This window comes from Hymenobacter elongatus (assembly GCF_004745955.1).
GTDB lineage: Bacteria > Bacteroidota > Bacteroidia > Cytophagales > Hymenobacteraceae > Hymenobacter > Hymenobacter elongatus.
Map to the genome: position 1 here is coordinate 36254 of NZ_SRLD01000015.1, position 22740 is coordinate 58993.

General features: G+C 57.9%; 21 protein-coding genes. 9 read left to right on the forward strand and 12 right to left on the reverse strand.

The annotated features are described in order from the left end of the window. Nucleotides 1-223 precede the first annotated feature (223 nt). Nucleotides 224-1747 (forward strand): hypothetical protein, encoded by a 1524-nt coding sequence (locus E5J99_RS09260; protein WP_135497446.1) that lies wholly within the window; start codon nucleotides 224-226, stop codon nucleotides 1745-1747. A gap of 51 nt (nucleotides 1748-1798) precedes the next feature. On the opposite strand, the gene E5J99_RS09265 is transcribed toward E5J99_RS09260, so the two are convergent. Continuing rightward, complete coding sequence (locus E5J99_RS09265) at nucleotides 1799-2845, reverse strand: response regulator (protein WP_135497447.1); 1047 nt, start codon at nucleotides 2843-2845, stop codon at nucleotides 1799-1801. Continuing rightward, nucleotides 2823-4433: a sensor histidine kinase gene (locus E5J99_RS09270; RefSeq protein ID WP_135497448.1), complete on the reverse strand. Its 1611-nt coding sequence runs from the start codon at nucleotides 4431-4433 to the stop codon at nucleotides 2823-2825. The genes E5J99_RS09265 and E5J99_RS09270 overlap by 23 nt, the downstream gene beginning before the upstream one ends. A 159-nt stretch (nucleotides 4434-4592) precedes the next feature. Between E5J99_RS09270 and E5J99_RS09275 the strand changes: the two genes are divergently transcribed. The 3 genes from E5J99_RS09275 to E5J99_RS09285 all read left to right on the forward strand — a co-directional run bounded on the left by E5J99_RS09275 (nucleotide 4593) and on the right by E5J99_RS09285 (nucleotide 6677). Next, nucleotides 4593-4928, forward strand: a complete 336-nt coding sequence (locus E5J99_RS09275) for a thioredoxin (RefSeq protein ID WP_135497449.1) — start codon at nucleotides 4593-4595, stop codon at nucleotides 4926-4928. Between the two features lie 231 nt (nucleotides 4929-5159). Next, nucleotides 5160-5594 (forward strand): BLUF domain-containing protein, encoded by a 435-nt coding sequence (locus tag E5J99_RS09280; RefSeq protein ID WP_135497450.1) that lies wholly within the window; start codon nucleotides 5160-5162, stop codon nucleotides 5592-5594. A gap of 111 nt (nucleotides 5595-5705) precedes the next feature. Beyond that, nucleotides 5706-6677 carry a 1-phosphofructokinase family hexose kinase gene (locus E5J99_RS09285; RefSeq protein WP_135497451.1) on the forward strand — a complete coding sequence of 324 codons (972 nt, stop codon included), beginning with the start codon at nucleotides 5706-5708 and terminating at the stop codon, nucleotides 6675-6677. Nucleotides 6678-7096: 419 nt separating this feature from the next. Here the strand turns inward: E5J99_RS09285 and E5J99_RS09290 are convergent, their stop codons facing one another. Beyond that, entirely contained in the window at nucleotides 7097-7465 is a 369-nt protein-coding gene (locus tag E5J99_RS09290; protein ID WP_135497452.1) for a cupin domain-containing protein, read from the reverse strand. Between the two features lie 11 nt (nucleotides 7466-7476). After that, nucleotides 7477-7722 (reverse strand): Kazal-type serine protease inhibitor domain-containing protein, encoded by a 246-nt coding sequence (locus tag E5J99_RS09295; RefSeq protein WP_135497453.1) that lies wholly within the window; start codon nucleotides 7720-7722, stop codon nucleotides 7477-7479. Between the two features lie 253 nt (nucleotides 7723-7975). On the opposite strand from E5J99_RS09295, the gene E5J99_RS22150 reads away from it, so the two are divergent. Further along, nucleotides 7976-8410 carry a CsbD family protein gene (locus E5J99_RS22150; RefSeq protein WP_135497454.1) on the forward strand — a complete coding sequence of 145 codons (435 nt, stop codon included), beginning with the start codon at nucleotides 7976-7978 and terminating at the stop codon, nucleotides 8408-8410. Nucleotides 8411-8574: 164 nt separating this feature from the next. Then, a complete protein-coding gene (locus E5J99_RS09305; protein WP_135497455.1) occupies nucleotides 8575-8970 on the forward strand; it encodes a YtxH domain-containing protein in 396 nt (131 codons plus the stop codon). Between the two features lie 547 nt (nucleotides 8971-9517). On the opposite strand, the gene lysS is transcribed toward E5J99_RS09305, so the two are convergent. The 6 genes from lysS to E5J99_RS09335 form a co-directional block, all read right to left on the reverse strand. Beyond that, nucleotides 9518-11080 (reverse strand): lysine--tRNA ligase, encoded by a 1563-nt coding sequence (gene lysS / locus E5J99_RS09310; RefSeq protein WP_135497508.1) that lies wholly within the window; start codon nucleotides 11078-11080, stop codon nucleotides 9518-9520. Between the two features lie 222 nt (nucleotides 11081-11302). After that, nucleotides 11303-12343 (reverse strand): hypothetical protein, encoded by a 1041-nt coding sequence (locus tag E5J99_RS09315; protein WP_135497456.1) that lies wholly within the window; start codon nucleotides 12341-12343, stop codon nucleotides 11303-11305. 229 nt (nucleotides 12344-12572) lie between these two features. Next, nucleotides 12573-14717, reverse strand: a complete 2145-nt coding sequence (locus tag E5J99_RS09320; protein WP_135497457.1) for a carboxy terminal-processing peptidase — start codon at nucleotides 14715-14717, stop codon at nucleotides 12573-12575. Nucleotides 14718-15071: 354 nt separating this feature from the next. Then, entirely contained in the window at nucleotides 15072-15869 is a 798-nt protein-coding gene (locus E5J99_RS22235) for a hypothetical protein (protein WP_394345945.1), read from the reverse strand. 192 nt (nucleotides 15870-16061) lie between these two features. Continuing rightward, entirely contained in the window at nucleotides 16062-16430 is a 369-nt protein-coding gene (locus E5J99_RS09330) for a hypothetical protein (RefSeq protein ID WP_135497458.1), read from the reverse strand. Nucleotides 16431-16546: 116 nt separating this feature from the next. After that, nucleotides 16547-17737, reverse strand: a complete 1191-nt coding sequence (locus tag E5J99_RS09335; RefSeq protein WP_135497459.1) for a proline dehydrogenase family protein — start codon at nucleotides 17735-17737, stop codon at nucleotides 16547-16549. A gap of 173 nt (nucleotides 17738-17910) precedes the next feature. Here E5J99_RS09335 and E5J99_RS09340 point away from each other — a divergent pair, with 173 nt between their 5' ends. Further along, entirely contained in the window at nucleotides 17911-19008 is a 1098-nt protein-coding gene (locus E5J99_RS09340) for a bifunctional 3-deoxy-7-phosphoheptulonate synthase/chorismate mutase type II (protein WP_135497460.1), read from the forward strand. A 28-nt stretch (nucleotides 19009-19036) separates the two neighbouring features. On the opposite strand, the gene E5J99_RS09345 is transcribed toward E5J99_RS09340, so the two are convergent. After that, nucleotides 19037-19402: a hypothetical protein gene (locus E5J99_RS09345; protein ID WP_135497461.1), complete on the reverse strand. Its 366-nt coding sequence runs from the start codon at nucleotides 19400-19402 to the stop codon at nucleotides 19037-19039. A 196-nt stretch (nucleotides 19403-19598) separates the two neighbouring features. Between E5J99_RS09345 and aroB the strand changes: the two genes are divergently transcribed. Together aroB and E5J99_RS09355 are read left to right on the forward strand one after the other, a co-directional pair. Then, complete coding sequence (aroB, locus tag E5J99_RS09350) at nucleotides 19599-20645, forward strand: 3-dehydroquinate synthase (RefSeq protein ID WP_135497462.1); 1047 nt, start codon at nucleotides 19599-19601, stop codon at nucleotides 20643-20645. Nucleotides 20646-20806: 161 nt separating this feature from the next. Further along, nucleotides 20807-21949 (forward strand): 3-phosphoshikimate 1-carboxyvinyltransferase, encoded by a 1143-nt coding sequence (locus E5J99_RS09355; protein ID WP_245318836.1) that lies wholly within the window; start codon nucleotides 20807-20809, stop codon nucleotides 21947-21949. 5 nt (nucleotides 21950-21954) lie between these two features. On the opposite strand, the gene E5J99_RS09360 is transcribed toward E5J99_RS09355, so the two are convergent. Continuing rightward, a complete protein-coding gene (locus E5J99_RS09360; RefSeq protein ID WP_135497510.1) occupies nucleotides 21955-22716 on the reverse strand; it encodes a helical backbone metal receptor in 762 nt (253 codons plus the stop codon). Nucleotides 22717-22740 lie beyond the last annotated feature (24 nt).

The window sequence follows — 22740 nt, forward strand, 5'->3', positions numbered from 1 at the left end:
GGACAATTCGCGGGCTCACCCAAACGGTGCTGCCGGAAACGCGCTCCGTTTGGCGAAAGAAGCTTCTGCTCATCTCATCGCGTGTTAAAAGAACTGCAATTACCTATAAACAGGTGTTGTGCTGGCCGTTGTAATCCCATAACTTTGTTTTGCAGTAGTTCTCGTTGCGCAACATTTTCCCCATGCAGCCGGCGTTTTGTGCGGCGCACCCTTCCCCTCTTCCATGAAATTACGGCTCCTCACGGTTCTGCTGTTCGCACTCGTTCGAACGGCCGGGGCCCAATGCTCCAACCTGAACTTCACCTCCCAAAGCCAAGTGAATGCCTTCGCCGCGACGGGGTGCACGACGGTCACTAGCCTGGCGTTGCGCGGCATCAGCAATACGACGCCGGGAGACGACCCAATCGTGGACCTGACCCCGTTAGCGGGCATTACGACCGTTACCGGTGACGTGACCCTCGTGTTGCAAGACTTGGTCAATATTCAGGGGCTGAACAACATCGCCACCATCGGGGGGCAGTTGTACATCCAAGGGGCGACCAGCCTGACCGACCTGTCGCTGAACGTGGGCCCCAGCAACGCCTTTAGCGGCCTGACCGCCATCGGGGGCGGGCTCTACATCAGCGGCAATCCGTCTCTGGTCAACATCTCCGGCTTCTTTCGCCTGCGCTCGGCGCCCAACGTCTCCATTACCGGCAATGCCGCCCTGGCCACCATCACGGGCTTCAACCTGCTGCAAGACACTGGCTTGCTGCGGATTGCGAGCCTGCCGGCCCTGCGCTCCATCACCGGCTTTGGCTCCCTGGCCACGCCCCGCGCCTCGAGCACCGTTCAAATCAGCGACAACGCCCTCTTGGAAGACATCCTCGGGCTGGCCGCGTTGACGGCCGTCGATTTGTTAACCATCAACAACAACCCCTCGCTGCAGGTCTTGGCCGGGTTCAACAACCTGCGCAACGTGGGCACGCTGAACATCAGCGGCAACGGGGTGCGGTCGATTACCGGGTTTGCCGGCGTGACCCTCTCGAACCGGGCCGACATCACCAACAACCCGCAGTTGCAAGCCATCACCGGCTTTGCCGGAGCGAGCGCGCCCGGGCTGTACATCAGCGACAACGCCCGCTTGCTGGACATCGCCGGCTTCAACGCCGGCACCTTCGCCACGGTCGGCATCAGCGCGAACCCGGCTCTCACGGCCCTTTCCGGCTTCCGAAACACGGAGTTCACGGGGGCTGTGAACGTCATTAACAATGCTCAGCTGGACAGCGTGACGGGGTTTGCTGGGCCCCGGGCGCCCACGGCCATTTCCCTCTCAAGCAACCCTCGCCTGCGGGGATTCACCCGGGGCTTCGTCTTTGGGTCTTATACCACCCTTAGCAGCCTGACCATTTTCGGCAACACTATGTTATCGGCCTGCGCCCAGCCGTGGGTGTGTGCCTACCTGCGCCGCGGCGGCGGTGCCTTTATTGCCAGTAATGCCCCCGCCTGTACACCGGCCACTATCTTGCAGAGTTGCCAGGTGCTGGCCGCAAGGGCTCCCTCCGAGCCAGGGCAACCTTATCCGAATCCCGTCACGGACGTGCTGCACCTGAACACCCCCGGCCCGTACACCGTGCGCGACCTGCTGGGCCGGGTGCTGCGGAAGGGGCAAGGTGCTGAGGTGCCGATGGCAGACTTGCCGACCGGGGTGTACTTGGTGGAAACCGGTCAACCGGCCAAACGCACCATCCGAATCTTCCGGCCGTAACCGGTCTAACCGGAGCTTTCACAACGCCTCGTTGAAAACACCCCAACCCACCTACCACCGGGCCCGGCGTAGCTTCTCGGGCTCCAGCACCCGCACGTTTTTCGGGGTCAGCTCAATCAGCCCGTCGGCTTTGAACTCGCTCAGGGTCCGAATCAGCGACTCGGGGGCGGTGCCGACCAGGGCGGCCATGTCGTCGCGCGAGAGCTGAATGCTGCCCTCCGGCCCGGCCTGCTCGTGCAGGCGCAGCAGCGTGTCGGCCACCCGGCGGCGGATGGAGCTGTAGGCCATGGCCAGCAGCTGCGTTTCCCGCTCGCTCACGCGGCCCGCCAGCAGGCGGATGAACTGCTGGCCCACGGCGGGGTGGCGCAGCAGCAGCTGCGTAAAGTCGTCCTTGGGAATGTAGATCAGCTCCGCGTCGTCAACGGCCACGGCCGAGTCGCTGTGCGCGGTGTGCTGCAGCAACGGCAGGTAGCCAAAAAACTCGCCGGGGCCATAAAAGCCGGTTATCAGCTCCTTGCCGCCGTCGGTGGTTTTCACGGTTTTCACCCGGCCCGTCTGCACGAAATACACCCGCGTCGGCTCGTCACCTTCGAGGTAGATGTCCTGTTTTTTGCGCAGGGCGTGCACTTTGCGGTCGGCCGAGAGGCTGTGCAGGTTGCCCACGGCGCGGGCATCGTCCAGAAACTCGCCCAGGCCGCCCTGCTGCAAGTCGTACTCGGGCTTGAGGTGCTGGAAGCGGTTGAGCCGGCCGGTGATGGCGCTCAGCAGCTCGGCCCGGTCGAAGGGCTTGGTCAGGTAGTCGTCGGCGCCCAGCTCCATGCCACGGCGCAGGTCGGTGCGCTCGGTTTTGGCGGTGAGGAAGATGAAGGGCACCCCGGCCAGTTGGGCATTCTGATTAAATATCTGGAGCACGCCATAGCCGTCGAGCACGGGCATCATAATGTCGCACACCACGAGGTCGGGCCTGGTGGCCAAGGCCTGCGCCACGCCTAGCTGGCCATTTTCGGCCGTGAGCACCGCGAAGCCGGCCATTTCGAGCAGCTCGGCGGTGTTTTCGCGGATGATTACGTCGTCTTCAATCAGCAGAATGGTTTTCATAGGGGATGGTGATGGTGACGGTGGTGCCCACGTTCAGCTCGCTGTGCAGGGCAATAGTGCCCCCCATCAGTTCTAAGTACTTGGCAATGATGTAGAGGCCGAGGCCGGTGCCCGGCACGGTGCTCACATTGCGGGCCCGGAAAAACCGCTCGAACAGATGTTCCTGGTCTTCCTGGGAAATGCCCACGCCCTGGTCCTCCACGCGGAGCGTGAGCTGCCGGTCCTGGCACGCGGCATGGACGTGGACGACGGTGTTTTCGCCGGAATACTTGATGGCGTTAGACAGCAAGTTGACCAGGATTTTGCGCAGCAGCGAGGCATCGAGCCGGATGAGGCCGGCGCACTCGCCCTCGCACTCGATGCGCTGGCCGGCTTTGAGCAGGCCCTGCACGCCGGCCACTGTTTCGCCCAGCAGCTTCTCCATGTCCAGCGTGGCCGGTGTGGCCTCCACCCGGCCTTCCTCAATGCGGCCCACCGACAGGAATTCTTCCAGAATGTCGTTCAGGTGCTTCACCGAAGAACGAATGCGGTTTACGTGCTTCAGCTGCTTCTCCTTTTGCGGGCCCTGGGCGTAGTCGGCAATGAGCTCCGCCGAGGTGAGCACGCCGGTGAGGGGCGTGCGAAACTCGTGCGAGGCCATGCTCACGAAGCGGGATTTCATCTCGCCCAGCTCCTGCTCGGCGGCCAGGGCCTGGGCCAGTTCCTGGCCCCGCTTTTCCAGCTGCTCCAGCGTAAGCATTAGGGCGTGGGTGCGGTCGGCTACCGTTTGCTCCAAGTCGGCGTTGAGGCGGGTCACGCGCTGCTGCTGGGCCACCAGCTCCTGCGCGGCGTCGTGTTTGGCCGTCACGTCGAGCACGTAGGCCACCACATACAGCTCCTCGTCGAGGTGGAAGTAGCTCAGGCTCACTTCCACGGGGAAGTCGGTGCCGTCCTGGCGCTGGCCGAGCAGCACGCGGTTGTGGCCCATGCCGCGCACCTGCGGGTGGGCGTTGAAGCTCTCGCGCAGCTGCTGGTGGTGCCGGCCGGCGGCGTTGGGCACCAGCATCTCGATGCGCTGGCCCAGCAGCGCAGCCGGCGGGTAGCCAAACTGCTGACCGGCCAGCTCATTGGCCGACACAATGTCGCCGGCGCGGTTGCAGACGATGATGCCGATGGTGGCGTTGGTGAACACGGCCTCGAAGCGCCGCACGCTGTGGGCCAGCTCGCGCTCGGCCTGCTGCAGGCGGTTTTGCTTGGTGATGTGAATCAGGAAGAACGGCCGCTCGCCGTCCAGGAAGTAGGTCAGTTCCAAGTAGGCGCTCAAGGCCTCGCCGGTGTGGCGGCGGATTTCCGCTTCCACGGCCCGGTGGCCGTCGCGCCGGGCCTGCTCGCAGAGGGCGGCCCACTGCGCGCCGGTCCAGGGCGGCGAGCGGAGCGAGTGGTCGGGGTCGGCCAGGAACACTTCCTCCGAGGGGTAGCCCAGCAGGCGCACGCCCGCCGGGTTCACCTGCGTGAACCAACCCAGCGCCGGGTCGTAGAGCCCAAAGAATTCCTTGGCCTGGGTGTACAGCAGCTCGGTCAGGACGCTGGAAGAAGGGCTTGGTCGCATGGGAAAGGAGTAGGCCAGTGCGGTAGGGTAGGACGCCTCGGCAAGGTCGGCATTAATCTGCCCGGACCTGACAATTATCAGTTCACCGCCTGATGGGCATCATACGGCTCGCTTCTCCCGTACGATAATTTTGCAGCTACTTGTTTAACTCCGGGTCCAATGACAGCCACTCCCCTTCCACCGCTACAGTCCGCCGACGCCGCGATGCTGCTGGTGCTGCTGCCGCCCGTCGGCACGGCCCCGCAGGTGCGGGTGGCCACCCTGGCGGCGCTGGCCGCCTTGCAGCGGGAGTTGGGCGCGGCCATCCGGGTGCTGACAGTGGACGAGGCGAGCCACCCCAGCGTGGTGCACAGCTTCCACACCACCGATTTGCCCTGCTTCGTGCTCGTGCGGCAGGGAGTCGAGCTGCTGCGCGAGTCCGGCCTGCCCGAGGGCGAGGCCATCGTGCCGCTGCTGCTGCGTAAGCTCGGCTCGGCGCAGGTAGTCGCCGAATAGCAGTTGGTTTTTCTGCTGGATCGTAGCAGGAATTCCCGTGAGAGCCAGCGTCAGCGTTACCCTTCAGCCGGCCCTTTGCCCCGCATTGGGCATCTATTCGCCGTCAATTCCGTTGAGGAGCAGGCAGAAGCTAGCCAAGGATCAGGGCTTTCCCTGCCAATTTCCTTCAGGTCAGGCGGTTGCCCACAGCATTCGTACGGGAGGTTGCCGTTCAATTTCCTTGTCGTTGCCATGGGCCTTTATCACCTCATCTACCAAAGCCGGGCCGTTACGCCGTTCACCGACGCCGAACTGACGGCACTGCTGCTTTGGTCCCGCGCCAACAACCGGCAAGTACACGTCACGGGCCTGTTGCTGCACGCGCCCGACGGCCGCTTCCTGCAAATCCTGGAAGGCGAGGACGCCGACGTGCGCCAGCTCTACTACGAAAAAATCCTGTCCGACCCGCGGCATTACCAGTGCCAGGTGCTGGGGGAGGGCAGTTGTGCCGAACGCAGTTTCGCGGACTGGAACATGGGCTTCCGGCTCGCATCGGTGGCCGACCTGCACGACCTGCTGCAAAGTGGCTCGTTGAACTCCCCCACCCACCACGGCCCCAAACCCACCATTCGTCCCGAGCTGATGGAGCGATTACTAGAGTTCGTGGAAACCAAAGCCGCCTATTAACGGACGGGCCAAGGTCAGCTTGGTGCCAGCCGGTTACCGTTTTTTGCAAAGCGGCCAGACCTGTACTGAATATCTGATTTATTAGTCTGTCAAGCCGTACCGCCTCTTACTATGCAACACGTCGTCACCCTCACCCTGAACCCGGCCATTGACAAAAGTACGAGCGTGCCCCAGCTAGTGCCGGACCAAAAATTGCAGTGTGCGCCGCCCAAGGTAGAGCCCGGCGGCGGGGGCATCAACGTGGCCCGAGGCCTGCAGCGCCTCGGGTTGCACACGCGGGCCGTGTTCGTGGCCGGCGGCCCGCCCGGCGACGTGCTCCAGCAGCTGATGGCGCGCGAAGGCTTAGCCACGCACCCCGTGCCCACGGCTGCCTGGACCCGCGAAAACCTGACCGTGGTCGATGGCTCCACTAACCAGCAGTTCCGCTTCGGTATGCCCGGCACCACCGTTACGGCCGAAGAGCAGGTGCGGGTGCTGACCACGCTGGCAGTCATTGCGCCCCCTCCCGACCTGTTGGTGGTCAGCGGCAGCCTGCCCCAGGGCATGGCGCCAGCGTTCATGGGCGACATAGCTCGCTGGGCCCGCCAGGTTGGTGCCAAGCTCATTGTGGATACTTCTGACGAAGCCCTGCGCCGCGCCGTGGACGAAGGCGTGTACCTGCTCAAGCCCAACCTGGGCGAACTGGCCAGGCTGGCCGGCGTGCCCTCCCTCGATAGTGCGTCAGCGGCGGCGGCGGCGCAGGTTCTTATCGGTCAGGATAAGTGTGAAGTTGTAGTCGTGTCGCTGGGGCCGGTCGGTGCTTGCCTCGTCACGCGCGATATAGTAGAGCATATTGCCGCCCCGGCCGTGAAAAAGCAAAGCACCGTAGGAGCCGGCGACAGCATGGTGGCTGGTTTGGTGTTCGCGCTCTGTCAGGGCCGGCCCTTGCGCGAGGCCGTGCGCTTGGGCGTGGCCTGTGGCACGGCTGCCACCATGAACCCTGGCACCGAGCTGTTTCACGCCGCCGACGCCGACAGGCTATTTCAGTGGCTGCTCCACAGTATGCCAGCAGCGGCACCCATTACTCGTGGAATGGTACAGTAGAACTCAATGGTTGGGTTTTAACTCTACTCCAAGCGCCACCCTTACTCTGGAACTATACACCTAGGGGATGTGGCCAGTAAACAGAAAGCACGTCATGCTTCGACAAGCGGGCGCCAGATCAAGCATGACGTGCTGCACAGACCAAAATAGCTATTTTCGGTCACTATCTATACAGCCTAGGGGGTGTGGCCAGTAGCACTTTTGAGTACTTTGCTTTCTTCACACGTCACGTTTGCTCTGGGGCCCGCTTGTCGAAGTATCTCGCGTGCGGCACGCAAATTATTGTACCGGAGCACGCAAGATTCTTCGTTCATTGCCTGGTGTGCAGACTGCTCGACAGGATGTGGTATCTGCTTACTGCCCATACAGCCTGAGCGAGCGGGCACCTCCTGTCCGTGGGTTGTGTGTTCGTGGTTATATTATTGTTCGCGGTTTACGGTGTCCATTGTAAAGGCCGGTACGCAAATCGACCAATACTCGCACTCAGCATCAAACGGATTGGAGTATTGCACCCGCGCCCCGGCCTTGATGAGCAACGATTCGCCGGCTCCCAGCTCGATAAGGTCGCCATCGACTTCAAACTGCTTGCGGCCCCGCACGACTATGGTTATTTCGTCGAATTCAGGGTTTTGATGCGGCTCGCTCCAGTGCGGCGGAGCTACCATATGCGCCACGCTGTACGCGTCGGTTTGCGTGCTGGCCCAGCCAATGTGCTCCTCAATGAGCTTACCATCGGTGGTAGGAACCCGAAATGGATTCTGTTGACGGAAATACCGCTTTTCAGACATAAAACAGAAGGTTATTTGGTAGTGGAGCCCGGGCACTCGCCTTGGCTGTAGGTCCTTACGCCAGCGTTAGTAGCCACGCAGGCGTTGCTATAGGTTTTGCCGTCGCAGCCGCACACCGGCGCAAAGTCCATCGTGCAGATACCATCCGGCCGGATGTTGGCCGGATTGATACAGGCAGTGGCTTGCGTGGGCGGCGTGGCGCGCTGGCAGGACAGAAACGAGAAAAACAACAGAATGGCTGCACCAAATCGGAACATGGCAAGGCTGGAGAAGTGAGGAGGAACAGCAAACACGCTGACTGCAAACGGGTAACGTAAGAGTAGATATTTTACTTTAACTATTTTTATCTTTGGGTTATAACCCCGGCCGCTGCCCTTCGTATAGGCAGACTGACTGACCCCTTAGCGGTTGTGCTTGCCGTGGAGCAAGCCGGCTGCCGGGCTGCCCCAATCCGCACCACCTAGTCTGACCAACCACTGTTCCATCATTCATCCATTCTCTTTCAACACCATGTCATATCACGAAGAAGACAACTCGGGTAAAATTCTTTTAGCTGCTTTAGCTGGTGCCGGTGCTGGTATCATTGCCGGTATGCTGATGGCCCCCGATAAAGGCAAAGCTACCCGCGACAACCTGCGCAGCGCAGCCACCAAATATAGCGGTACGTTGGGCGATCAGCTCTCGAAATATGGCGAAGAGCTTGACACGAAATTCAAAGGCTACGTTGAGAAACTCGAAGATATGGGCGTTACCGGCATCGGCAGCAGCCTGAACCTGAAAGGTGACTGGAACGAAGCCAAAGGGAAGCTGAAACAGCAATATGCACAGCTGACCGACGACGACCTCGACTACACCGAGGGTAAGGGTGATGAGCTCGTAGGCCGTCTGCAAACCAAGCTAGGCAAAGGCAAGCGTGAAATCACGAAAATGCTGAACGACTTGTAAGCCAGCAGTAGCTCAAGCAAGCACGCAAACTGCCCCGCTTCCGCAAGGAGGCGGGGCAGTTTTATTGGTACAACCTTCGGCTTGTATCCGCGTTATATTTTTGCGGGCACCACATTGCGGCGGCCTTTCTGGTTTCACTTATTTCACGACCTACCCATTTTCGTATGAAAGACAATAGCGGTAAAGTAATTCTATCCTTGTTGGTAGGGGCCACGGCCGGCGTTGTGGCGGGCCTGTTGCTGGCCCCCGAAACCGGTACCGAAACGCGCACGGGCCTCAAAAAATCGGCTTCCAAGTGGAGCGACGACTTGGGTAAGCTGCTCAAAGATTCGCTGGCTCACCTGAATACTCCGGCGGCCGGTGAGGTTGCCCCCGCACCGCATCAGGATGGCCGCAATGCCGCCGATGAGCTCCTCAAGTCAATGAGCCAGGATACTAGCGCCAGCTCTCATGCTACTTCCAATAAATCTGTGGCGAGCTTCGAGGAAGGAGACTCTGACTACGATGGCTCCGGCAGTGACGCTCGCCACAGTGGCTCCGGCTACGGCAAGTCGCTATAATTTTTTTACGCAGATGCGTAACCTTCTGATAACAGACTCGTTAACCCTATTACGACGAGCTTGAAAGAAGGTCGGAGAAGCTGGTAAAGTAAAATTGCCGACAGTAGGAGCTTCTGGCAGAAGTAGTTCTAATCCGCCAGTAAAATCAGACTTGTCCATCGCAGGTTTCTTTATCAAGACCCGATTGGAAGGGTAAGCGAGTTGACGTAAGGAAGGCCTCCCACGATTTTACGTGGGAGGCCTTCCGATTTTTCAGCTGGTCGGGTTTTTTTTCATTCAAGCAACAAAAGATGCTCCTCGCGTAACCATTTTTCAGTCAGCTCGTTACAGTACTTGTAGCCGACTTATAAGGAGTTGGGATATAGTGAAAGCAGAATTGCCGGCTGTAGCACCGCTACCAGAAATTCGAACCCTCTGCTAGTGAAACCAAACAGTAGCGTGTGAGCTTCTTTCCCTTGTTCCGTTAAAACGACGATAGGTTAGTTATCAAAAGAAAAGCCTCCTGCGACTTACGCAGGAGGCTTTTCGATTTTTACCCGGGTTCTGTTTACTCTGTCACCTCCGGCTTAGGCGCATTTTCCGACTTGGTGTATTCCGGCTTCATCTGCGGGAAGAAAAGCACGTCCTGAATGGAGTTGGAGTTGGTCATAATCATGCTCAGGCGGTCGATGCCGATGCCCAGGCCAGCCGTGGGCGGCATGCCGTACTCCAGCGCCCGCAGAAAGTCCTCGTCGAGCACCATCGCTTCAGTATCACCGCGCTTGCCCAGCTCCAGTTGATCCTCGAAGCGCTGGCGCTGGTCAATTGGGTCGTTGAGCTCGGAGAAGGCATTACAGATTTCCTTGCCGTTGCAGATAGCCTCGAAACGCTCTACCAAGCCCGGCTTCGAGCGGTGCTTCTTGGCCAGCGGCGACATTTCCACCGGATAGTCGGTGATGAACGTGGGCTGAATGAGCTTGGGCTCCACATGCTCGCCGAAAATTTCGTCGATGATTTTGGCTTTGCCCATGCTGGGGTCCAGGCCCACTTTCAGTTCCTTTGCGGCCGCCCGCAACTCGTCCTCACTCTTGCCCTCAATGTTGAAGCCCGTGAAGTGCTCGATGGACTCGGCCATCGTAAAGCGCTTCCAGGGCCGCTGGAAGTTAATGAGGTTGTCGCCGACCTGTACTTCGGTCTTGCCGTGCAGAGTCATGGCCACGCGCTCCACCATTTCTTCCACCAAGTCCATCATCCAGTAGTAGTCCTTGTAGGCTACGTACAGCTCCATCTGGGTGAACTCCGGGTTGTGAAACCGGCTCATGCCCTCGTTGCGGAAGTCCTTCGAGAATTCGTAGACGCCATCGAAGCCGCCTACGATGAGGCGCTTGAGGTACAGCTCGTTGGCAATGCGCAGATACAGCGTCATGTCCAGCGTGTTGTGGAATGTCTTGAAGGGTCGCGCCGCCGCGCCGCCGTACAGCGGCTGCAGAATCGGGGTTTCTACTTCCAGGTAGCCTTTGTCGTTGAGGTAGTTGCGCATGGCCTGCACCAGGTGCGTACGCTTCACGAAAGCCTCACGCACGTGCGGGTTCACCACTAAGTCTACGTAGCGCTGGCGGTAGCGCTGCTCAGGGTCAGTGAAAGCGTCATACGTCACTTTCTCTCCGGTGGCTTCGTCCACGCGCTCCTTCACCACGGGCAGGGGGCGCAGGCTTTTGCTTAGCACCGTCAGGCTGGTTACGTGAATGGAGGTTTCGCCCACCATCGTCACGAACACATGGCCTTTCACGCCGATGAAGTCACCCAGGTCGAGCAGCTTTTTGAATACCGTGTTATACAGCTCCTTGTCTTCGCCGGGGCAAATTTCGTCGCGGTTGATATACAGCTGAATGCGGCCCGAGGCATCCTGCAGCTCGGCAAACGAGGCTTTGCCCTTCACCCGCATCGACATCAGCCGGCCCGCCAGGCTCACCTCCTGAAAGTTGTTGAGCTCGGGGTGGTAGTTGTCGAGGATTTCCTGGGCGTAGAAGTTGACGTCGAATAACTCGGACGGATAGGGTTCAATGCCGAGCTTTTGAAGTTCCTCCAGCTTCTGGCGGCGTATCTGTTCCTGTTCGCTGAGGTGCTGCATGAGAATGGTCGTTGTATAAGCCTGCAAAGGTAGTCTGAATCGCAGATTTTCACAGTCGATTCCAATGCTCTGTCCCGATTTGACCGTCGGCACAGCCTCACACAACCAAAAGGCAAGCCACAGCTTGGCTTTTGGTACCGGGCACCAACAGAAAGCGCCATCCCAAAGGAATGGCGCTTAGGTCTATATGGAGTAAGGCACAGTGTAATAGTGATGCGCTGCTTAGGCAGCTATACCCATCTGCTGCGGCGGCTCCTGGCCCGTGAGCAGTGGCTCAATGCGGGTATGCAGGCGCTCGGCTACGAAGGTGTTCTGCAAGTGCTTAGGCAATTCTTGTACCAATTGCTGGTAGCGCTCCAAGCCCATTGCCTTGGCGATATAGCTCTCATGAATGCCGTTGAGGTAGCTCACGATGTTGAGCAGCGACTGGTGGAATAGCTTGAAATCAATTTCTGCCTCCACGTAGCGCTCAATCTCCCGGCTGGTCTGTGAAATGCGCAGACGGCCCAGCAGATCGAAAATAGTGGTGTAGCCCAAGCGCCACGTAATCTGCTGCCAGTGCGAAGCGGTCCACTTGTCCAGCACCTTGCCTGTTTTCTGGCTGCGCAACGCCGTGTTGGGGTTGCCCTGCACTTGCTGCCGCGTCCACTGGGCCTTCATCTTGCGCGTTGTGCGCAAAAACTGGCCGATCTGCGCTTGCGCCTCTATTTCCTTGCCCGCTATATGTAGGCCGGGCTTGTAGCCCGCCAGCGGTAGCCGATGAATACTGAAGTCGCCATAAGCCCCAGCGGCATAAAACGAAACCGGGCGCGGGTACGCATTGCGCACCACCAGTCGGCCCACTTCCCGCCGTATCAGCGACGGATTGTTCGACCGCGTGCCCGTGGTGTACAGGAATGCCTGCAGGCCCGACAGGATAGTGTGGTACGCCTGCGGAAAAGTCCAGTGCAGTGCGTTGCGCAGGTACTCTTCGTCACCGAGCTCTGCCGTAGCCCGCAACGCGTACTCTGTGCTCCAGCAAGCCTGTAGCATTTTGCTTACAGCCTGCAGGTCGACTTCCGTCAACTCGGCCTGATGCGCCCGGAAGAAGGGGAGGTGCTGCAAGCCGCCGGTGGCATCGTCATTCTCCTGAATGTGGTAGTTGATGGCAAAAAAGTAGTTGAGAAACACCTGCGCCGGGATAGACTTGCGCCATGTTTCCTCCGCTTGCTTTTGCTCGTCCGTAACGAGCGGAAAGATGATGTTCTCGGTTATCGTCGTCATGCTAAGTAAACAGGAGAGTATTGATTTGAGTTGCACATTTGCTAATTATTTTCGCAAAACTAAAAATGTGTTAAGTATATGATAATAAGATGTTTATTAGTAAAATTAGAGCTCTGGTTTGCCGTGGTTTACATAAGCTATTTGCTAACAAGGTTGGGTGTGAATAAAAGCCCGCAAAAAAGCCCCCGTACCAGCGGCACGGAGGCTTCAAAACAGCTGAGGCTGTTGCTTACATCTGTTCTTTGATGACTGCTACGGCTTCCCGCAGTGTGATATCATTCTTTAGATTTTTCGTGAAGCGGCCAGCACGATTCACTTCTACTGTGTCGGAGCCTAGCTGGCGGACATCAATAGCAAGCGGCGCGATGGTCATAGGCTGGGCGGCTTTCTGTACGTTCTCGTACTTCTCCGATTCTACCTTTGCCTGCTCCTGCTCGGCGCGGAACGATGCCAGCTTCAGCGACACCATCGTGTCGTCCTTGCGTTTGCGCATACGCTGCACCATCTCGTTCATCAGTTTGAAGCTTGGGCTGCTGGCCACTCGGCCCTGGCTAGCCGTGCGCAGCTTGTCGACAGCTGGGGCAGCACTCCAGGACTTGTAGCGGGCCGGAGAAATCTCGTCCCACTTCAGCGGGTAATCTGACTCCTTCTCGCCTTGGTCGAGGTAGCTATAGGCATCCGGTAGTATGATATCCGGCACCACACCCTTGAACTGAGTCGAGCCGCCATTGATACGGTAGAACTTTTGAGTAGTAAGCTTCAACGAGCCGAAAGGCTTCAGGCTATTGAAATCACCTAGCATATCGTCCAAGTCGAAGATGCGCTGCACGGTGCCTTTGCCATAGGTGCTGGCTGAGCCCATAATCACGCCGCGCTTGTAGTCCTGAATGGCTGCTGCCAGAATTTCGGAAGCCGAAGCACTGTATTTGTTCACCAGTACTACCAATGGTCCGCTATACTGCACGCGGGGGTCACGGTCGTTAAGAATACTCGGTGCGCCCTGGGGTGAGCGAACCTGCACTACGGGGCCACTTTCAATAAACAAGCCCGCCATTTCCACGGCGTCCTGCAACGACCCACCGCCATTGAAGCGCAGGTCGAATACCACCCCATCCACGTTTTCCTGCCGTAGCTTCTCCAACTCTTTCTTCACGTCTTCGGCCGAGCTGCGCCCACCGTTGTCGTTGAAGTCGGCATAAAAAGTAGGCAGCCGTAGGTAGCCGATTTTCTTGCCGTTTTCCTGAATTGTAGCCGATTGAGCATAAGTCTCTTTCAACACTACTACATCACGGATAATAGCAATGATTTTGGTGCTGGCATCCGGCTTTTTCACCGTCAAGCGAACCTCCGTGCCCTTTTTGCCTTTAATCAGCGCTACGGCCTTATCCAGCCGCAACCCTTCCACCGATACTGGTTCGGCGGCTCCCTGCGCTACCCGGGTAATAATATCACCGGCCTTTAGGTCGCCCTGGCGGTAAGAAGCACTGCCAGGAATAACGTCTGTCACCTTGATCTGACCATCTTTCTCCTGCAACGAGGCTCCGATACCTTCGAAGCGGCCCGTCATGGCTACATCAAAGCTTTCCTTGTCACGGGGGGCGAAATACTCGGTGTGCGGGTCGTACGTATTGGCAATGGTGTTGGCATAAACTGCCAGACGCTCATTAGCATCGGTCTGAGCCAAGTCTTTGAATTGCTCCTCAAAGTACTTCAGCACCCGCTTGCGGGCCTCAATTTCCATTTCGGCCGGCGTGCGGATAGCTTCGGATGTGGTAACGGCCGAAGGCTGTACGGAAGTCGAAGCTAAAGGCTTATCCTTCTTCTTTTTCTGCTCGTCCATCATTTCCGATACCCGAATCAGGGTTTGGTATTTCAGGTATTTGCGCCACTCTTCACGCTGAGCTGCCGCATCGGCCGCAAAAGACATCTTATCGGGCTCTGTCTCGAATGACTCCTCTTTAGTAAAGTCAAAGGGCTTCGACAGTATGTCCTTATATAGTGCCTGGATGTCTTTGGTGCGCTGCTCCATCAGCTTCGTACTCAGGTCCAGAAACTCGTGGGTGCCGCGTCGAACCTGGTCGTCGATGTCGCCTTGATATTTGCGCAACTGGGCCACATCCGATTGCAGCAAGAACTTCTTGTTGTAATCAACGCGCTTCAGGTACAAGTCAAATACGCGCTTAGAGAAAGTGTCGTCCACTTTTTCAGGCTGGTAATGGGCGGCACTCAGGCCTTGCAGCATGGCTTTGATCAGCACCTCATCCTTTTGGGGCGGACTGGTATCATTGCGCCGATACAGCTTATAGGATGCCAGCATAAAGATTGCCAGCACCAACGACGCGTACAGGCCTACTTTCAGTCGGGGGGAAGACATGGGAATCAGAATGGAATGGAGGAAAATCAAATGTAAACAAAAGCCGTTCCTAACGCTATGAGGCCGTCAGAGTGTCGGTTTTAGACGAAACGCCAGAGCGGCCACAATAAGTGCCCTTGGCGCACTTTCGGTGGTAAGGGGCGATATTCGGGCATCGAGGTTGCACACACAAATCGTACTTTGTCTTTTCGCTAGACGGTAGTAGTTACGGGTACCATACTAACAGCGCAAAGCGCATTTTGTGCGGCTCTACAGTATACGATGAATAGCTGATAACAGGTCAAACAAAAAGGACCTCCCGCAACGTGCGGAAGGTCCTTTTTAAGCTAAAGGGTTTTCGGAGTTACCGATAACCTAGTACTGGCGTACACGGTCACCGTTGCTGCGACGGAACTCATCTTCGAAATAACGAGCGTCTTCAGCATTGCGCGGCTTCACGCCCATCACGATACCACCGTTTTTGATGTCGCTCTCGTATTCAGCAGCGTGCTCTTCGGGAATGCCCGAACCAACGAGTGCGCCTACTAAGCCACCCGTCAGGCCACCAGCACCAGCACCGGCCAGCGCTGCTGCGATAGGACCGGCAATTATTAAGCCGAGGCCTGGAAGAGCTACTGAAGTGCCGATAGCAGCAATAGCACCGATGATAGCACCAGCCGTGCCACCGATGGCCGAGCCAACACCAGCTCCTTCCATGGCTTTGTCGCCAAGGTCGGTGTCAGCCGTATGGTCGCCGAAATGATTCTTGCGGGTTTCGTCCGACATCAACAAGTTAACGTCGTCTTTGGCGTAGCCACGTGACGAGAGGGACTGGTAGGCCTTCTCGGCACTGTCCCGGTCACGGAACGTGCTGGTCAGCGTGCTGCCTTCGCGGTAGTTGTTACCCGATACTGCGTTGGCCGCATCGGAAGCCGTATTTTGTACACCATCTACAGCGCGGCCTACAGCAGCACCAGCAGCACCGCCTACGGCTGCACCTTTTTGCGTGGCGCTATAGTCGTGCGAAGATGCGCCGGTACCGGCATTGTACGACGTGCCTTCGTTGCTCGAGCTTGAGCTGTTGCCCATGCCTGTGCCCGAATTGGTGGTGCCGTAGTTAGAGCCTGCGCCAGTACCAGTGTTCTGTGGGTTGTTCGAATCGTTGGTGTTCATAGGAAGGGTTGGTTGAGTGAGGAAAGGAATAGTAAGTACCAGCTGAGAGAGCAAAACCACCACGAGGTGTCTGCTTCAGCTTCGGGGTTCTTAACGTGTCCTTTGAATCGGGGGTTACAAAAATCCGTGAATCGGTTGTATTCCCACTTGCCAAAGCTCAACTGTACACTTCTAAATCACTATAGTCGGTGTTTAGGAAAACTGCTCGAAACTGCCGGGAGCCAGCCAAAACGCCCGACATTCGCGCCGTAGCGTTTTCAGGAATTCCGGGTCCTGCTTCAACGTTCGCCATTCGCCCAGGCCCAGCCGTTCGCATAGCTTGTAGAAGTTGTCGCCTTGGCCTTTCGAGCCTTCCACTTTCACCAGGCAGCTCAGAATAGGCCGGCCCGCCTGAAATTCGGCTTCCGAGATTTCGGACAGCAGCTCGTTGAGACGCGCCTTCTCGTGGGAAATGTCCAGGTTGAGGCCTAGCTCTGCTTCTTGTACCAGATTAAGGTAACTGGTAGTGCCGACCTGATGGCGGGCAAATCGAATTAAATGGCTGCGTACTCGGCCGATCATCGTAGGGAGGGAGAGAAATTGGTGCTGAAAGTAACAAAAAAAGGCCCACAACCCAGAATTATCATTCCTGAGGTGTGGGCCGCCGGCAACCAAAACTGTGCCGAGGAGGGAAAACCTTATTTTTGAGTCTTCCGGCGCGCTATTTCTTTTTGGATCAGCAGAAACTCGCGGCTGCTCTGGCCCGCTATGGCTGTATTCTCGTCCGCGCGCCGCAGCAGGTAAGGCATTACTGACTCCACGGGGCCGTAAGGGACGTATTTAGCCGTGTTGTAGCCCGCATTAGCCAAGTTATAGGTTAGGTTGTCGCTCATGCCGTAGAGCTGCGCAAACCAGACGCGCGGGTCGCCGGGGCGTATGTTAGCCTCCTGCATTAAACCCGTGAGCAGCAGAGAGCTGGCCTCATTATGGGTGCCGGCACAAATGCTGATCCGGTCGGCATGAGCTATGCAATAGCGCAGTGCATCATCATACAGCTGGTCGGTAGCGTCTTTGCTGGCATTGATGGGGTTTTGATAGCCGCGCTGCGTGGCTACCCGGCCCTCTTTTTCCATGTAAGCGCCCCGCACCAGTTTGCCGCCCAGAAAATAATTGCCCCGCGCAGCCGCCTCACACGCCTGTTCGATGGCCTCTAACCGGTCGTGGCGGTAGAGTTGGTACGTATTCCAGACGATGGCTGAGTCGTGGTTGTATTTGGCCATCATTTCGTAGGCCAAGGCATCAATCGTGCCCTGAAACCAGCTTTCTTCGGCGTCGATAAACACCCGAACCCCGTATTGATGCGCTCGGGCACAAATGGCTTCCACGCGGGCTTTCGACCGGTCGTAGCTGGCCTGCTCGGCGCTGGAAAGAGCCTTGCCGCTCTGCACTTTCTCCAGCAAAGCACTATCGGCAACGCCAGTGACTTTGAACACGGAGAAAGGAATGTGAGTAGAGCGGTGCGCTAAGTCGATGGTTGCCAAAATCTCATCCCGCGTGTGGTCGAAACTGTGGTCGTTGCCTTCGCCTTCCACCGAGTAATCGAGAATGGTGCCGATGTTGTAGCGCCCCAGTTCCTCAATGGCAGGCAGGCATTCGCGGATGGTCTCGCCGCCGCAAAACTGCTCGAAAATGGTTTTCTTAATCAAAAACTTCACCGGTAGCTTCCATTTTAGCGCCGATTTCATCAGGCCGCCCCCGGCTTTGACCAAGGTAGTGTTGTTCATGGCCGCGAACAGAGCGTACATCTTGCGTAGCTCAATATCCGATTTGGAGGCGAAAGCAACGGCCGTATCGGTAAAGGAAATGGGCGGGGATTGGGTTACTGGCATGCGGGTGGCTAGCTTTGGGCGGGCTAATGAGAGAGGCCTGTTTGGCAAGGCGAAGATAGCCGTTAAACATCGTTTCGGGCCGCATAGTTACCAGGTTGCCCCGCCTTTTTGGGTGCTGGCTTGTGCTGGCCGAAAGGAGGTAGCCCACTTCTCTGTTCTTTTTTACCTCATCTATGGAAAGCGTACCTACTGCTGATACATTTTTCACCCGGCTGTTGGCCGCCAAGGGCCAGCCGATGCTTATCGCGGGGCCCTGTAGCGCCGAAACGGAGCAGCAGGTGCTAACGACGGCCAAAGCGCTGAAGGCGTTGGGGAACATCGATCTGTTCCGGGCCGGTATCTGGAAGCCCCGCACTCGCCCCGGTTCCTTCGAAGGGGTAGGAGCACAGGGCTTGGCTTGGCTGCGCCGCATGAAAGAGGAAGTAGGATTGCCCGTGACGGTGGAAGTGGCCACGCCCCGCCATGTCGAAGAGGCTCTGGCGCATGGCGTAGACGTACTCTGGATCGGGGCTCGCACCACGGTAAACCCGTTTGCGGTGCAGGAGCTGGCCGATGCCCTGGCGGGCACCAATATCCCCGTGATGGTGAAGAACCCCGTCAATCCGGATGTGGCCTTATGGGCTGGGGCGTTGGAGCGGCTAGAGCGGGCCGGTATTCGGCAGCTGGCGGCCATCCATCGGGGCTTTAGCACCTTTGCTCCGTCGCGCTACCGCAACGCGCCTACCTGGCAGTTGGCTATTGAGCTCAAAACGCGCTTTCCGCACTTGCCACTAATATGTGACCCCAGCCACATTGGGGGCCGGCGCGACCTGCTGCTGCCTATTTCCCAAAAAGCCCTCGATTTGGACTACGATGGGCTCATGATTGAAACCCACCCCGACCCCGACCATGCGCTCAGTGATGCCGAGCAGCAAGTGACCCCGCAGCGCCTGGGAGAGATTTTGGCGGAGCTAAAGTATCGCTACCGCTCCAGCGACAACGAAGATTACCTGAACAAGGCCGAGGAGCTGCGGCAGAAAATGGATGTGGCCGACCGGGAAATCATTGAAGCCCTGGCGCGACGCATGTCTTTGGTAGAGGAGCTGGCTGAATACAAAAGGGAAAATAACGTTAAGATCCTGCAGCTCGACCGCTGGAACGAAATTTTTACTTCCCGGCTGCAATGGGCAGGGAAGCTGCGGGTAAACGAGAAGTTTGTGGCGGAGCTCTATAAGCTCATCCATTTGGAGAGCATTCGAAAGCAAACCGAAATTCTACAGCGCCCGGACTAACTGTCCTCGATTGGTCGGCCGGTGAGCTTTAGCGCTTGCCGGTAAACTCGGTGTACTGGCCCTTGTGCCCTCCTTTGTAGTACACGTTGCCGCCTTTGCCATTCTCGGTATCCTGCAGAACAAGCTTATTACCCGAAACAGAATAAAACTGCTGGCTTTTGTAGCCACGATAGATGATCATATTCTTGCTTTTACGCCAGCCGTTGCCCACGGCTTTCAGCCGAAACTTAGCCGCTCCGATCATGGCTCCGTCCTGATAGAACCGGGCCCGGCCGCGTCGGTCAAACTCAACGACCACCGTGTGGCCGGTAGTAGCCGGAGTGGCGCTACCGGCCGCGTTGGCACTTTGCACCCATTCCCAGCGACCAACCAGCTGGTCTTCCATTGTTGGCATTGCATCGCGGCTGCAGGCTGAGCCACTGGTGGCTACGGCAAATACATAAAGCCAAGGGGAGCAGGGCGCTTTCATAAGAGTAGTGAAAGGAGTTGTTTTCTTTGTGATGTGGAATAATGGCACGTCTATATTTTGCACCAAAGTAAGTTTTATTTGGCTTAAATACTTCTTGTTAGGTGTATTTTTTTGTTTAAAGATGAAAAAATTGGATAATAGAATTTCAATTGGTTTTCAGGCATTGGATGAGCTGGCGTCTGTGCTCCGGCAGCCAGCCGTAAGCCAGGTTTTTGTGCTAGTCGATTCCAACACGGTGCAGCACTGCTACCCGCTGGTGAAGGCCTATCTGCCGGAGCACACCTTGGTTGAAATTCCGGCCGGGGAGGAACACAAAACCCTAGCCAGCTGCGACTCGGTATGGTGTCGCCTCACGGAGAAAGCCGCCGACCGATTTGCCGTTGTGGTGAACCTGGGCGGTGGCGTAGTAACTGACCTGGGCGGGTTTTGCGCCGCTACTTACAAGCGGGGCATTCGCTTTGTGCAGGTGCCGACCACGTTGCTGGCCCAGGTTGATGCGAGTGTGGGTGGTAAAACCGGTATTGACTTCCTGGGTTTCAAAAACCAGATTGGCGTATTTCAGGAGCCAGCGGGCGTTTTTATCGACCCACGCTTTCTGACCACTCTGGACGGCCGTCAGCTGAAGTCGGGCTATGCCGAAGTGGTGAAGCACTGGCTGATTGCGGATGCTGAAGCATTTGCGTTCCAGCGCCACGCGGGAGTGGTAGTCGAAGACTGGACGGACATCATCCGGGCGTCCGTCGCTACTAAACAGCACATCGTGGAGGCCGATCCGCTGGAATCGGGGTTGCGGAAAGTGCTTAATTTTGGCCATACTGTCGGCCACGCCCTGGAAAGCTACCTGCTACAGCAGCCCGGCCGCGAAATACTGCACGGGGAGGCCGTAGCTGCCGGAATGGTGTGCGAAGCCTGGCTATCGGCGCAACGAGGCATGCTGAGCGCGCAGGAGCTGGAGCAAATAGAGGTTTTCCTGTTTTCGGTATTCGAGAAAGTACAGTTTGTAACCCTTGAAACCGCTGTTATTGCCCAACTAGCCCTGCAGGACAAAAAGAACAGCGGTACCACCATTAACTGCACGCTGCTCGACGGCATCGGGAAGGCCGTGTACGACCAGCCCGTGCCTGTGGCCGAAATAACGGAGGCGCTGCGCTACTATCACCGGCTATAAGCCGGTAATTTGCCGTCAGATTTTTTCTCCAGCCTAACTGATTTTCACTCATCGATACTTCTTCTTCCTTACACCTAAGCTGGTCGGGCCGGCCCCTCAGCGGCAGCGCCCAACTACCAGCCTCCAAAAGCGAAAGCAACCGGGCGCTGATTATTCAGGCCTTGGCCGGGGGCGGACAGCTGCACAACCTGTCGGACGCCAACGATACGGAGCTGATGCAGCGCCTGCTGGCGGAGCCCGCCACAGCCGACACGCTCAACGCTGAGGATGCGGGCACTGTCATGCGCTTTCTGACGGCGTATCTGGCCATTACCGGGCGCCAGGTGCTGCTCACGGGCACGGCCCGCATGCGGCAGCGGCCTATCGGGGTGCTGGTAGATGCCTTACGGCAGCTCGGAGCCCGCATCGACTACACGGAGCAAGCCGGGTTTCCGCCCCTGCAGCTACAAGGGCGCACGCCCCAACCGCCCGCAGAGGAGCCCGTGGAGCTGCGCGTACGCGGCGACATCAGCAGCCAGTATATTTCGGCTCTAATGATGATTGGGCCGCAGCTGCCTGGCGGCCTGCGCCTGCGCCTGCTTGGCAAAGTTGGCTCCCGTCCGTATATCCGCATGACGCAGTCGTTGATGCAGCATTTCGGAGCCCAGTGCCGCGACCTGGGCGAGGTGGTGGAAGTGCGGCCCCACGCCTATCAGCCCGCCGATTATACCATTGAAGGCGACTGGTCGGCGGCCAGCTATTGGTATGCTATGGTGGCGTTGGCTCCGGCTGGCTCATCTATTGTGCTGCCGGGGCTGCGCCAGTATTCGTGGCAGGGCGACCAGGCCATCGTCGGTATTATGGCGCAGTTGGGGGTGGTTACGGAGTTCGGAGCCGAAGGCGTAACGCTGACCCAGCAAGCCCCAGCGCTAGCCGTAGAGCAGGACTTTACCCACTGCCCCGATCTGGCCCAGACCGTAGCCGTGGTGGCCGCCGCTACGGGCGTGCCCTTAGTTCTCACGGGCCTGGAGAGCTTGCGGATTAAAGAAACCGACCGGATTGCCGCGCTGCAAATTGAGCTGGCCAAATTCGGCGGGGCGCTGCTGGATGAGGGTGACGGCCGGTTTCGGGTGCCCAGCGCGGCATTTCAGGTATCGGGTCAGAGCATCGACACCTACCACGACCACCGGATGGCTATGGCTTTCGCGCCCTTGGCATTGCGCGGTCCGCTCACGATACTGGCCCCGGCGGTAGTGCGTAAGTCGTATCCGCAATTTTGGCGGGAGCTGGGCACGGCAGGTTTCACCGTAACAGAGCAGACCTGAAATATCTAGGATAGTGGGAGCAGACTCTGGAAGTAGGCGGCTGAGTGTTGCAATCTGCTTCCATACCAGCTAAACAGCTCGCCATCGACAATGCGTACCGTGGCCGAGGGACAAAGCGCCTGGAACTCGGCCACATGCTTTTCGGCAAATGGGTAAGGCTCCGAGGAAAGTAGGATAGCCTCTGGGGATACCGCCGCCAGCTGGGCCGCCGTGACATCCGGATAGCGCGTAGCGTCGGCAAACACATTACGAAAGCCCGCCCGCTGTAGCATCTCATCAATGAACGTACCACCGGCCGCTACCATGTAGGGCTTGCGCCAGATGAAATAAGCTGCCGAAACCGGCCGGGGCGCTGGTTGCAGCGCGGTGAATGAAGCTTCTATCGTGTCGGCCAGAAGCTGGGCGCGGGCAGCCGTGCCGATGATGGTGCCCAGCTGCCGAATCATGCGCAAGGAATCTTCCAGAGTGGTAATGTCGCTCAGCCAGACTGGGTGCTTTTCGGCTAGTTGTTCGATGCCCGACTGGTAGTTCTCTTCCTTGTTGCCAATAATCAGGTCGGGCTTCAGCGAGTCAATTTTGGCAAAATCAAAATTCTTGGTACCCCCGATTACCGTCGCTTGCTGGCGTGCCTCGGCCGGGTGAATGCAGAATTTGGTGACGCCTACTACGCGGCTTCCCAGCCCCAGGTCGAAGAGCAGCTCCGTTTGGGAAGGCACCAGCGAAACGATGCGCTGCGGCGGATATGCCACCGTCACGCGCCGCTGCATCTGGTCGGTGAAGGTGAGCGGCGG